Raw genomic sequence first — 12,297 nt, 5'->3', positions numbered from 1 at the left:
CTCAAAGTACGCGCCCCCACAGGAGACGGCGATATGGATCTGAAAAATCATTTTTTAATCGCGATGCCCAGTATGGCTGATAGCCGTTTTCATCATGGTGTTATTTATGTCTGTGAGCACAGCCATGACGGGGCTATGGGGCTAATGATTAACCACCCGATCAACTTATCAGTGGGAAAAATGCTGGATCAAATTGAGGTCGAGCGACAACTGCCCTTGTCGAATACCACAAAGAGCCTATCTCAACCAGTCCTTTTTGGCGGCCCCGTCTCTGAGGACAGAGGGTTTGTGCTTCACCCAGCAAACTGCAGCTATGGCACCAGCATCCCGCTGTCTGACCAGCTAGCCGTCACCACCTCCAAAGATATCCTCTCTACGCTTGGCACCGAGCAACAGCCGGAGCAGTTTCTGGTCGCGCTGGGCTATGCAGGCTGGGAATCTGGGCAGCTAGAGCAGGAATTGGCTGACAACAGCTGGCTGACACTGGAAGCCGATCCCAAGGTCATCTTTGACACCCCGGTGCATCAGCGTTGGCAAAAAGCGCTCGACCAACTCGGCATTGACGCGGCAAACCTTTCTTCACAAGTAGGACATGCATGAACGCTCAGACCATTATTGGATTTGATTACGGCGTCAAAAGTATTGGCGTCGCAATTGGCCAATCGTTAACCGGCACGGCTCGCCCTTTGTGTGCATTAAAAGCGAGAGACGGGATCCCAAACTGGGATGATATCGAAGCCATACTCAAAGACTGGCAACCCGATTATCTGGTGGTAGGCTTGCCGCTTGATTTACACGGTCAACCTTTAGAGACCATCACACCGAGAGCAAAGAAGTTTGCCAACCGCCTGCATGGACGTTTCGGCTACCCGGTTGAGCTGCACGATGAACGCTTGTCTACTCGTGAAGCGCGCGCGGATCTGTTTTCCCGTGGCGGATATAAGGCGCTGGGAAAAGGTGCTGTTGATGCCCAATCTGCGGTGGTGATTATCGAAAGCTGGTTCGAGCGTCAATACACAGATTGAGTGGCCGTCATCGCCGCCTGCGGCGCAATCACGCCTTGATTCTCTAGCTGTGCCATCGCTTGCGCCATGGTCTGCATGCCATGCGCGCCACCCGTTTGCATCATGGAGGTGATTTGCGCCACTCTATCCTCTCGGATCAAGTTACAAATCGCTGACGTCACCATCATAATTTCATAAGCAGCAACACGCTGGCCTTGGATGTTTTTGACAAGTTGCTGAGAGATCACCGCCCGCAGTGAGGCAGAGAGCATTGAGCGTACCAAGGGTTTATCACTGCCGGGAAAAACATCAATGATACGATCAACACTTTTAGCGGCGCTGACGGTATGTAAAGTCGCAAACACCAAATGCCCGGTCTCTGCCGCGGTTAACGCTAAACGGATGGTTTCTAAGTCACGTAGCTCGCCCACTAATATTACATCTGGGTCTTCACGCAGCGCTGAGCGCAAGGCTTGCTGAAAAGACTGCGTATCACGCTTAACCTCGCGCTGGTTCACCAAGCTTTGCTCGGACGGATGGATAAATTCAATCGGATCTTCGATAGTCAGAATATGCTTTTGCTGGTGGTGATTAATTTGGGCAATCATGGCCGCCAATGTGGTCGATTTCCCCGAGCCTGTCGGCCCAGTCACCAACACCAGCCCTTGGTGTAACGAAGCCAGCTCACTGAAAAGTGGCGGCGCGGATAAATCCTCTAACCTTGGGACAGTGGTGGGTACCACGCGAAAAACCGCCGCACAACCATGTTGCTGATGGAACGCATTAACACGAAAACGCGCCACCGAGTTTAGTTCAAAGGAAAAGTCGACTTCCCATGCATTGTCAAAAATGTGCCGCTGCTCAGGGCTCATTACCGCCAGTACCAATTCCATCACGGCTTGGTGGCTAAGCGGCGGCAGACTAAGCTTGCGCATATCGCCATCTACCCGCACCATAGGCGACACCCCCGCAGAAAGATGTAGATCTGACGCGCGATGCTTTACACTAAACGCAAGTAGCTCATTAATATCCATTCATTTTCCTTGCAGAATCAGGTATGTGTCATATTAAGAACAATATTCAACAGGTCAGGGAACAGATAGATCACGCAAGCCAAAAATGCGGCCGACTCGCGGACTCAGTGCAATTAATTGCAGTCAGCAAAACCAAACCTATCGAGGCGATCGCAGATGCCATCACCGCGGGACAACGAGCGTTTGGGGAAAACTACGTGCAAGAAGGGGTGGAAAAAGTCAATTATTTTGCCGAACATCACCCCGAGGCACGCATTGAATGGCACTTTATTGGCCCTATTCAGTCCAACAAAACACGGTTAATTGCAGAGCACTTTGACTGGGTGCATTCTGTCGATCGGTTGAAGATTGCTAAACGCCTGAGCGAGCAACGTCCGGCACATTTACCGCCGCTCAATGTCTTGGTACAAGTAAACACCAGTGGCGAGGCATCAAAGTCGGGGTTAACCGTGGATAACGCCATCACCCTCATTGAAGATATCCGAGCCCTACCCGGTCTGAATGTCAGAGGATTGATGTCTATTCCACAGCCTGAGACGGACTATCAGCGCCAATGCGCCGCGTTTGAACCTTTATCCAATGCGTTTCATGCCCTCCGTGAGCAGACAGAGCGTATCGATACCTTGTCGATGGGTATGAGTGGTGACATGGAAGCGGCGATTGCGTGTGGTAGCACTATGGTACGTGTCGGCACCGCGATTTTTGGCGCGCGAAACTACTCCGAATGACGGGGTGCACACCCACAATAAAACGATGACGAAAACAACAGGAACGCTTTTCATGGAACATCGCTCCCTTACTTTTATCGGCGCCGGTAACATGGCACGCTCTATCATTGCTGGGCTGATTAATGCCGGCTATCCTGCCACTGCGATATCGGCATCGTCACCCAGCGCGCATCCTGAAGACGTACTGAGTACGGATTATGGTATCCACACCACCCGTGATAATACGCGTGCTTGCCAAGCGGCAGACGTCGTGGTTTTGGCAGTCAAGCCGCAATTAATGGCGCAGGTTTTAAGCGATTTATCGGCTGTCGATTGGTCATCAAAACTGGTGATCTCGATTGCAGCCGGCATCAGTACTCATCGTCTGTGTGAGATGGCAGGTACCATACTTAACCTGGTACGTGTGATGCCCAACACACCCTCTTTAGTCGGACAAGGAATGAGCGGGCTCTATGCGTCTAGCCAGGTAACGGAGGCGGATAAACACTACGCCACCGCATTGATGAAAGCCGTCGGTGAGGTCTGCTGGGTCGATGAGGAAGCAAAAATTAATGGTGTGATTGCTGCTGCAGGCAGCGCACCGGCATACTTCTTTCGCTTTATGGAAGCGATGCAGCAAGAAGCTATCCGCCAAGGCTTGAGCGACGAGCAAGCCAGGCAGCTGGTTCAGCAAGCCGCAAAAGGGGCGGCAGAAATGGTTGTAAGCAATACGGACACAACCATTGGCCAATTGCGTGAGCAGGTGACCTCGAAAGGCGGCACAACCGCTGAAGCGTTACGTGTTTTCGACCAGCACCACATTGGCGATATAGTGGCACAGGCCATGCAGGCGGCAGTAACCCGTGCCGAGCAAATGGAACAAGAATTTTAATCACTAAGGCAACGATATGAATGCAATGACCTTTCTGATCAACACCGCGTTTGATCTTTACATCATGGTGGTGCTGCTACGCGTTTGGCTACAATGGGCGCGCGCAGACTTTTACAACCCCTTCTCTCAATTTATTGTCAAAGCGACTCAACCTGTGGTTGGCCCATTGCGTCGTATGATCCCGGCACTCGGTGGTTTGGATCTGGCAACGGTGCTGTTTGCATATTTGCTCATGGTGGCCAAGTTTGTGGTACTGGATTTAGTCGCCGGCAACCCTTTTGCGATGAGCTCAGGCATGTTCCTCTTCTCAGCGATCGCCTTACTGAAAGCGGCAGGTAAACTGCTATTTTGGGTATTGATCCTGCGCGCCATCCTCAGCTGGGTCAGCCAGGGGAACAATCCTGTCGAGTACGTATTTCACCAACTCACCGAGCCGGTATGTGCGCCAGTACGCCGTATCATTCCTCCTATCGGTGGGCTTGACCTCAGTATTTTGGTGATTTTTATCGCGCTCCAATTTATCAATATGCTTATCGGCGACTTTGTTGGCCCGATTTGGTACGCGCTATAAGCCAATAACAGCACCATAATCCCCAAAGGGCGTATTGAGCTGGCTCACACAGATAATTCAAGCTAACGGGTGCCTCAGCAGTACGGCGGATCGTACTCAGGCACCCGTACGTATGATTAGCGAAGATGAATTTGCTTTATCACAAGGAAAGATTATGCGTCAGATAATTGCAGCACTCAGCGTATTATTAGCCGTGGCTACCCCCACCGCATGGGCGGGACAGTTTAAGGAAGTCGGTGAATTGGAAGTGCATTACAACACGCTCTCAACCACTTTCTTGACGCCCGAAATCGCTCAGCAGTACGACATTACCCGTAGTGGCTACCGAGGCTTGGTCAACATTGCCGTTCTCGATACCATGCAACTGGGAAAACCGGCGATAGCCGCCGAGATCACCGGGCAAGTAAAAAACTTGGTCGGAAACAGCCGTGAACTGGACTTTACCGAGGTAAGAGAAGGTGACGCGATCTACTACATCGCCACCTTCGCAGCCGATGATGAAGAGACGTATCGCTTCCATATCGACCTCAACGCCGAAGGAAACCGCAATGCGTCTTTTGACTATAATTATACGTTTTACGTCGATGCCCCATAGTCGGGCCATAACCCAATAGGTAACTGTGATGAATAAAGTTGTGTTGGCAACGGGGAACGCAGGCAAAGTAAAAGAAATGGCGGGACTACTCGGCGAATTTGGTTTCGACGTACTGCCGCAAAGTGACTTTGCCGTTGAAGAGGTTGACGAAACAGGCACCACCTTTATCGAAAATGCGATCATTAAGGCACGTCATGCGGCGAAAGTGACCGGATTGCCCGCCATTGCCGATGATTCAGGCCTTGAAGTCGATGCCTTGAACGGTGCGCCAGGCGTGTACTCTGCGCGCTACGCGGGTGAAACGGCCAGTGATGCCGATAACATCGCCAAACTGTTAGAGGCGCTGCACGAGAGTAGCAGTGATGAACGCCTCGCTCGCTTTCACTGTGTATTGGTTTATATGCGTCACGCTAATGACCCAACACCACTGGTCTGTCACGGGGTGTGGGAAGGGCAAATCGCTCACGCACCGCAAGGGGAAAACGGCTTTGGTTACGACCCGGTGTTTTTACCTGCCGATCAACAATGTAGCGCCGCGGAAATGCCTGCTTCCGAGAAGAAGCAACGTTCTCACCGTGGGCAAGCACTCAACGCCCTGTTCCAAGCATTAAAAGCGTCGCAATAAACCATGATCCCATTGAGTCTGTATGTACACATTCCTTGGTGTGTACAAAAATGTCCCTATTGCGATTTTAATTCGCACACCCAAAAGGGCGCGATCCCGGAAGAGGATTATATTGATGCGCTGCTTGACGATCTGGGCACCGATCTTGGCGCCTATCCCTCTGTTGCGACACGTCCACTGCATTCGATCTTCATTGGTGGTGGTACGCCAAGCTTAATGTCACCCGCGCAAATCGCGCGTTTACTGGATGGGATTAAAGCACGCCTTCCCGTCAGTGACAGCATGGAAGTGACCATGGAAGCCAACCCTGGCACTGTGGAAGCCGATAAATTCATTGGCTACCAACAGGCTGGGGTCAATCGGATTTCTATCGGGGTGCAGAGCTTTTCTGCTGATAAGCTCGAACTCTTAGGGCGTATTCATGGCCCTGGCGAGGCAGAGCGTGCGGCCCACCTTGCTCATCAAGCAGGATTAAACAGCTTTAACCTCGATTTAATGCATGGTTTGCCTGAGCAATCAGAGCAAGAGGCACTGAGTGACTTGGAAAAAGCCATAGCGCTTAAGCCGCCGCATCTCTCTTGGTATCAGTTGACCATAGAGCCCAACACCCAGTTTTACTCCAAACCACCGCTCCTGCCAGAAGACGATACCTTGTGGGACATTTTTGATCGCGGCCATCAGCTGCTTACCGACGCTGGCTACGTGCAATACGAGACATCCGCATACAGCTTACCCGGTCATCAATGCGCCCATAACCTAAACTATTGGCGCTTTGGCGACTATTTGGGGATTGGTTGTGGCGCCCATGGTAAGCTCACTTTACCGAACGGCGATCAGTCTCGCCTGCTTCGAACCGTTAAAGTGAAGCATCCGCGCGGCTATCTTGATCCACAAAAGGCCTATCTCACCGATAGCCAGTGGGTGAAGGAGACGGATCTCGCGTTTGAGTTCTTCATGAACCGGTTTCGCCTACTGGAACCTTGTCCGAAATCCGAGTTTGTTGCCCGCACGGGGTTACCTCTCGACCACCTTAGCCAGCCATTAGCTCAGGCGTATGATCAAGGTCTACTCGTTGAGTCCGAGACACATTGGCAAGTGACCGCTAAAGGTAAGCTCTTCCTCAACGATCTTTTGGCCATTTTTTTAACTGACTAGTGCAACAAACGGTATGTTAAGGTGCCTATTGTTTAGGCGCCTTTACTTGCCCAGCGGCGGATTGGTCTTTTGACGGCAAGTAAAGCAAGCGCGATTCATTCAACCAGCCTAAGAGGGATACCCTGTGACTTCGTCATTTCGTGTCGAGCCGAAACATTGGACTTTAATCGCCGCGCTGATTATCGCAGCCTATGCGTGCTATTTACTTATCGAGCCCTATATTGGCGCCATTGTACTCGCGTTTATTGTTTCTTTGCTTTTTTTCCCTGTTCATAAACGTATTGAAGATCGCATTGGACAACGCCCGAATACTGCGTCGGTCATATCCTGTGTCTTAATCACCTTTATCATCATCATCCCCCTTACCGTGGTGGCAGGGGCCATTATCGAGCAAGGTGTGAGCTTTTTTACACGCAGTTATGAGTGGCTCAACAACGGCGGCGCGAAACAATTACTCAACAACCCGCAAATACAGTCAGCACTGCACTTTCTTAACCAGTGGTTGCCGTTTGATTTAATTGACCCACAAGAAACGGTGAAAAAGCTAGCCGCTTGGATGTCTTCCTTCAGTGGCCAAATGCTCGAGTTTAGCTCCAAGGTATTAGGTGATGTGACCGACTTTTTCATCACCTTCATGCTGATGTTGTTCGTTCTGTTTTTCTTGCTCCGCGATCACGACAGCATTATCCATACGCTCCGACACGTGATCCCGCTATCACGTAGCCAAGAGGATCAGTTATTGGATGAGGTGGAAAAGGTGGCTAAGTCTGCTGTATTGGGCTCCTTTCTTACCGCACTCGCGCAAGGGGCCGCAGGTGGCTTGGCAATGTGGGCTGTCGGGCTGCCGGCGTTATTTTGGGGCACCATGATGGCGTTCGCCTCCTTTATCCCTGTGGTCGGTACTGCGCTCATCTGGCTGCCAACCGTGCTTTATTTGGTGGCCACGGGAGATTGGCAGTGGGCTATCGCCTTACTGATATGGAGTGTTGTGGTGGTCGGCTCCATCGATAACTTACTCCGCCCTTTTCTCATGCAAGGCAACTCAGGCATGAACACCCTACTTATCTTCTTCTCACTATTAGGAGGGCTTCATCTGTTTGGCTTGATGGGGCTTATCTATGGTCCGATTATCTTTTCGATTACCTTAGTGTTATTTCGGATGTACGAAATCGAATTTGAGCGCTTTCTTGACCGACAAGACAACGCATAAGCACTCTGATATTGGCCTGGTGCGCGCTTTGTGGGAAAATCTTCCGTTAGCGCGCCCCTCGACCAAACGCGACCTATCAGTCACAGTAACCGAAGAGAAATACCATGGCCCTCACGGCTCCTAGCGAGATTGCCCAACGTCACCTCACGCTGTTTGAAAACAAACATGTCCTATTAGCTGGTGAGCTAGAAGATAACTTTGCCCAGCAGTTACTGCCTCGTGCCTCGCAAGTGTCGGTCTTTACGACTCATCATGGCTATGCCTCACGGATGAGAGATACCGATGTAAAGGTCCATGAAGGGGCTGAATATGTAGGAGAGAGCCCTGTTGATTTAGTGCTTTTCTATTGGCCTAAGTCAAAAGCGGAAGCCGATTTTCTTCTCGCGATGCTCACGCACCGTCTCGGTGCCAACGTCGACTGGGTCGTGGTGGGGGAAAACCGCAGTGGCGTTAAAAGCATCGAAAAACGTTTTGCCCCGTATGGCCAAGTCATCAAACAAGATTCGGCACGTCGATGCAGCCTGTATCATGGCCAGTGCACATCACCGGCGGCGTCATTTAGCTTGGCGGATTGGTTTCATGACTACCCACTCGAAGTAGGGAGTCTATCACTCACTGTTCGTGCTCTACCCGGTGTGTTTAGCCACAAAAGCCTTGATGATGGTACTGCACTACTACTGAACAACCTTCCCAGCATCCAAGGTGATGTTCTCGATGTGGGCTGTGGCGCAGGAGTAATAGGTGCTGTGTTATTGGCAGCCAATCCAAACTGTGCGGTTACCTTCGTTGATGTCAGTCATCTAGCGGTAGCGTCTACACAAGCCACCCTTAGCGCCAATGGATTAACCGGGCAGGTACACGCCTCAGACATGCTAAGTGCCGTCAGTGGACAACAGTTTGATGCCATCATTAGCAATCCACCTTTCCATGAAGGCTTGGAAACATTTTACCATGCCACCGAATCCTTGCTGGAAAACGCCCCTCGCTACCTGCGCCGTCATGGCCAACTGGTGATCGTTGCCAATAGCTTCTTACGTTACCCACCGATTATTGAAAAAGGGTTCGGTCAGTGCGATATCCTCGCGAAAACACGTCGATTCGCGGTTTATCATGCGCAAAAAGCGCGCTAGTTGCTGACAACACCATCAATCGACGTCCTCACACAGTTTTAAGACTTGATACCTAACAGCAGGTCACAGTTTTGACTGATCGGACGTGCTAGCGTCTACTCTCTCGCGGCTGCCTTTTGGCAGCCGTTTGCGATTCAAGCCCGCGTGATCAGGGAGAGGTATTCACAGCGTGCACATAGATATGGGTTACTCGACACGTCTTCAACGCCGCTTTATGTGGTGGTTTTTTAGTCTTAGTATTATCCCTGTGGTGATTTTGACGGGATACTTTACTTGGAGTCAGTCGCAACTGCTGATTGATCAAGCTCATCAACAGCTCGAGAACGAGCGCGATCGTTACTATGTCACCATCACATCATATTTTAATGATCAAGTGCGCGCGGTGACCAATCTTGCAGCTTCCGATCTAGCAACCAGCAGCGGTGGGCGCTTTTATGGCTTTCCCAATGCATTCCAGCAACTCGGTGACGATACACGCCAATCGCAGCGTCGACTCATACCGATCCTTCAACAGTCTCCGAACCAATATGCTGGCGTCACAGCACAAAAGTATCACCGTTTATATCGTCGCTTTCATCACCAATTTCAATCTTGGTTAGCAAGGTACGCGTTCAACAATCTCGCGATGTTTGATTTAAACCAAAACCTCGTGTACACCGTCAAAGCTCACCCCATGACACAGGACCATCCATCCCTGAAAAATGCGATAAAGCAATTGATGAACATGCCTGCCCAGCAACGCCCTAAATGGATGCGTACTGACTTTGAGTCACACGGATCACGCACCATGCAAGCTTGGTATCTGGTTCCCATACTTAAAAGCGGCCATATGCAAAGCATCCTTGCTATTAGCACCACAACCGATAACTTGTCTGCAACACTACGTCAACGGCAGCCCCCAGAGTCAGGCCTGTGGCTGATTAATCAAAATCATCAATCGTTACTCAACAGTTGGGTGCCTCATTCCAATCAAGCTAAGCCCTCGATCCTGCCATCAAACCATGCAATCGATACCGCTTTCCATGGCCAACAAGGGGTTATGTCACCGAGCCAATATACGCTCATGCCTCAACTCACGGCGTATCGCCCCGTCAATGTGGCGGGGGCGTCTTGGGCGTTGATCACTTGTACGCCTCAAAAACGTGCCTATCAGCCTCTTCGCCACTTGTATGCGATCAGTGCGACGCTCTTGATCGCCGTTATTGTTTTATTAGTCTGTGTTGGACATTGGCTGTCTCACCGCCTGACACTGCCTATCTTACAACTGACTTGGTGCGCCGAGCAGTTTGCCGCCGGTGAACTGGACTATCCGGTTACCCATCGCCAGCGATGCGATGAAATTGGTCGTCTTGCGACCGCTCTCTCCCACTTGAAACACAGCTTGAGAGCGACGTATTTTTCCCCATCAAGCACAATTAAACACAAAGAGACACAAGCTCAACAGCCGGAGAGTATTCATCGTTGCTTAGTTGATGCGATGAACTTGGCGCTAGCTGCCTGGGATGGGGATAAAGTCGACCTAGCAGAAAAAAGTGGCTTATGGCGTGTTTATCAGGATAAAGGTAGCCTGCAAACAAGAACCTTGGATAAGTACCTGCACGTCGAAACCGTTCCTAAAACACCACGTTGGCGAAATGTAGTGCGTACTCTCGACTTTGTACTTGAGCATACCAGTGAGCAGTCACCACATTATCAATCATTAAAGCAGGCACAATTAGATATCCAGAACTGGGTGAGCCAAGACAAAGGCCGTCGTTAACATTGTCATTGCGGGCAAGCGGCCTTATAGTGGCTCAAACCCTTAATCGCTAGGTCTTAATGGCGCTTTCACTTCCTCAACTGCGGGTTTTTCTAACCACCGTGCAAGAGGGCACGATCACTGCCGCGGCAAAGAAACTGTTTCTCAGCAAACCCGCGGTCAGTATGGCACTTACCGAATTAGAAAGTCAGCTCGGCTACCCCTTGTTTGATCGACGCGGAAACCGACTCCACCTTAATGACCAAGGCGCCGCGCTGATCCCTAAAGCGGATGAATTGCTGACCCGTAGCGATGAGATTAGCGCGGCACTGAAAGACGACAGCCAGTTGATTGGCTGCCTACGATTAGGAGGAAGCGATACGGTAGGCAACCAGCTTTTGCCGGCACTGATCAGCGATTTTCGTCATGCAACCGCGCACCAACAGCAAACATTAGTGATTGCAAACAGCCAAGAGATCATCGCTCGCCTGCAACATTTCGAGCTGGATATCGGTTTGATAGAAGGTGAAATCCAACATCCCGATTTACTGCAAACGCCTTGGCTAAGTGATCAGATGGCGGTGGTGTGTCATCCTGATCACCCACTTGCCAGTCAAGCGCCATTAAGTGTCGGGGATCTCGACAATCAAACTTGGCTGATCCGCGAATCTGGCTCGGGCACACGCGAGCACTTTCTTTCATGCCTTGCACCTCGCTTCGAGCGCTGGCACCTTTCTTTCGAGCTCAATACCACAGAAGCGATTTTAAACGCCGCAAGTGCCGGGTTAGGCTTGGCATATCTGTCTAAGCTCTCCGCTCAGCACGCCATTGCCGACGGTCGAGTCGTTGCCCTCGAACTCCCTTTACTGTTATCTCGTCGCTATTGGCTCGTGCGCCACAAAGATAAGTACCAGTCTGGTCTACTCACCCGCTTCTGGGACTTTTGCTTACACTGGCAACCTCAATCTCACGCTTCTTAACCACAAACCACCCAACCTCAGATACAAAAAAAGCCCTGACCGTGAGGTCAGGGCTCTGTATTTTCTCATCAAAGTCTTACACATATCCGCTTTGATGCTTAAATTTTTGCTAACTAAAGCCAACATTAAGCTCTAATTAGATTATCTTGATTGATGCGATGAGGATTTTGAATCGAGACGCGCAGTGTATGCCAATACATGAGCATCGCGGATATCAAAAGCATCGAGCTATCAACAAGATAAGCAATGAGAGCCTGGCGATGTCCTACTCTCACATGGGGAGACCCCACACTACCATCGGCGCTGCTTCGTTTCACTACTGAGTTCGGCATGGAGTCAGGTGGGTCCAAAGCGCTATGGTCGCCAAGCAAAATTTTGTTTTGTCTTCACTTTTTTAAAAGTGAAAACTATCAACCTAGAAAGCTGTTCGTTCTCGCCACAATCAACTGGCTTATTTTAAGTCCAACCCAAAACCTCTTGGGTGTTGTATGGTTAAGCCTCACGGGCAATTAGTACAGGTTAGCTCAACGCCTCACAGCGCTTACACACCCTGCCTATCAACGTTCTAGTCTAGAACAACCCTTTAGAGAGCTCGAAGCTCTAGGGATGACTCATCTCGGGGCCAGCTTCGCGCTTAGATGCTTTCAGCGCTTATC

Annotated in this window: 13 protein-coding genes and 2 rRNA genes; 12 read left to right on the top strand and 3 right to left on the bottom strand. The window is 50.7% G+C overall.

Features of this window, described 5'->3' with window-relative positions; all coding sequences use genetic code 11:
• Positions 1-33: 33 nt before the first annotated feature.
• On the top strand, positions 34-600 hold the full coding sequence (locus tag BZG74_RS13585; protein ID WP_077773091.1) for a YqgE/AlgH family protein: 567 nt from the start codon (positions 34-36) through the stop codon (positions 598-600).
• Entirely contained in the window at positions 597-1,025 is a 429-nt protein-coding gene (gene ruvX / locus BZG74_RS13580; RefSeq protein WP_046075064.1) for a Holliday junction resolvase RuvX, read from the top strand. Before BZG74_RS13585 ends, ruvX begins: the two co-directional genes overlap by 4 nt.
• Here ruvX and BZG74_RS13575 read toward each other — a convergent pair.
• Complete coding sequence (locus tag BZG74_RS13575; RefSeq protein ID WP_077773090.1) at positions 1,010-2,038, bottom strand: type IV pilus twitching motility protein PilT; 1,029 nt, start codon at positions 2,036-2,038, stop codon at positions 1,010-1,012. The two genes, ruvX and BZG74_RS13575, sit on opposite strands and share 16 nt — an antisense overlap.
• Positions 2,039-2,061: 23 nt before the next feature.
• On the opposite strand from BZG74_RS13575, the gene BZG74_RS13570 reads away from it, so the two are divergent.
• The 10 genes from BZG74_RS13570 to BZG74_RS13525 all read left to right on the top strand — a co-directional run bounded on the left by BZG74_RS13570 (position 2,062) and on the right by BZG74_RS13525 (position 11,641).
• A complete protein-coding gene (locus BZG74_RS13570; protein WP_077773089.1) occupies positions 2,062-2,766 on the top strand; it encodes a YggS family pyridoxal phosphate-dependent enzyme in 705 nt (234 codons plus the stop codon).
• Between the two features lie 52 nt (positions 2,767-2,818).
• The gene (proC, locus tag BZG74_RS13565; RefSeq protein ID WP_077773088.1) at positions 2,819-3,637 is read left to right on the top strand and encodes a pyrroline-5-carboxylate reductase; all 819 of its coding nucleotides are present in this window, start codon (positions 2,819-2,821) and stop codon (positions 3,635-3,637) included.
• A gap of 16 nt (positions 3,638-3,653) precedes the next feature.
• Positions 3,654-4,208: a YggT family protein gene (locus BZG74_RS13560; protein ID WP_077773087.1), complete on the top strand. Its 555-nt coding sequence runs from the start codon at positions 3,654-3,656 to the stop codon at positions 4,206-4,208.
• A gap of 154 nt (positions 4,209-4,362) precedes the next feature.
• Positions 4,363-4,803: a DUF4426 domain-containing protein gene (locus tag BZG74_RS13555; protein ID WP_077773114.1), complete on the top strand. Its 441-nt coding sequence runs from the start codon at positions 4,363-4,365 to the stop codon at positions 4,801-4,803.
• Positions 4,804-4,831: 28 nt separating this feature from the next.
• Positions 4,832-5,428 carry an RdgB/HAM1 family non-canonical purine NTP pyrophosphatase gene (gene rdgB, locus BZG74_RS13550; protein WP_077773086.1) on the top strand — a complete coding sequence of 199 codons (597 nt, stop codon included), beginning with the start codon at positions 4,832-4,834 and terminating at the stop codon, positions 5,426-5,428.
• A 3-nt stretch (positions 5,429-5,431) separates the two neighbouring features.
• On the top strand, positions 5,432-6,583 hold the full coding sequence (gene hemW / locus BZG74_RS13545; protein WP_077773085.1) for a radical SAM family heme chaperone HemW: 1,152 nt from the start codon (positions 5,432-5,434) through the stop codon (positions 6,581-6,583).
• Between the two features lie 124 nt (positions 6,584-6,707).
• Positions 6,708-7,793 (top strand): AI-2E family transporter, encoded by a 1,086-nt coding sequence (locus BZG74_RS13540; protein ID WP_077773084.1) that lies wholly within the window; start codon positions 6,708-6,710, stop codon positions 7,791-7,793.
• Positions 7,794-7,897: 104 nt separating this feature from the next.
• Positions 7,898-8,923: a 16S rRNA (guanine(1207)-N(2))-methyltransferase RsmC gene (gene rsmC, locus BZG74_RS13535; RefSeq protein ID WP_077773083.1), complete on the top strand. Its 1,026-nt coding sequence runs from the start codon at positions 7,898-7,900 to the stop codon at positions 8,921-8,923.
• Positions 8,924-9,092: 169 nt separating this feature from the next.
• Positions 9,093-10,682 carry a HAMP domain-containing protein gene (locus BZG74_RS13530; RefSeq protein WP_131825641.1) on the top strand — a complete coding sequence of 530 codons (1,590 nt, stop codon included), beginning with the start codon at positions 9,093-9,095 and terminating at the stop codon, positions 10,680-10,682.
• A gap of 59 nt (positions 10,683-10,741) precedes the next feature.
• Positions 10,742-11,641 (top strand): LysR substrate-binding domain-containing protein, encoded by a 900-nt coding sequence (locus BZG74_RS13525; protein WP_077773081.1) that lies wholly within the window; start codon positions 10,742-10,744, stop codon positions 11,639-11,641.
• A gap of 252 nt (positions 11,642-11,893) precedes the next feature.
• Here BZG74_RS13525 and rrf read toward each other — a convergent pair.
• Together rrf and BZG74_RS13515 are read right to left on the bottom strand one after the other, a co-directional pair.
• A 5S ribosomal RNA gene (gene rrf / locus BZG74_RS13520) occupies positions 11,894-12,009 on the bottom strand.
• Positions 12,010-12,129: 120 nt separating this feature from the next.
• A 23S ribosomal RNA gene (locus BZG74_RS13515) occupies positions 12,130-12,297 on the bottom strand; the annotation flags it as partial.

This window comes from Salinivibrio sharmensis (genome assembly GCF_001995985.1).
GTDB classification, from domain to species: domain Bacteria; phylum Pseudomonadota; class Gammaproteobacteria; order Enterobacterales; family Vibrionaceae; genus Salinivibrio; species Salinivibrio sharmensis.
Note: the sequence above shows the minus strand (reverse complement) of the source record. Positions and strands in the feature narration are given on the sequence as shown.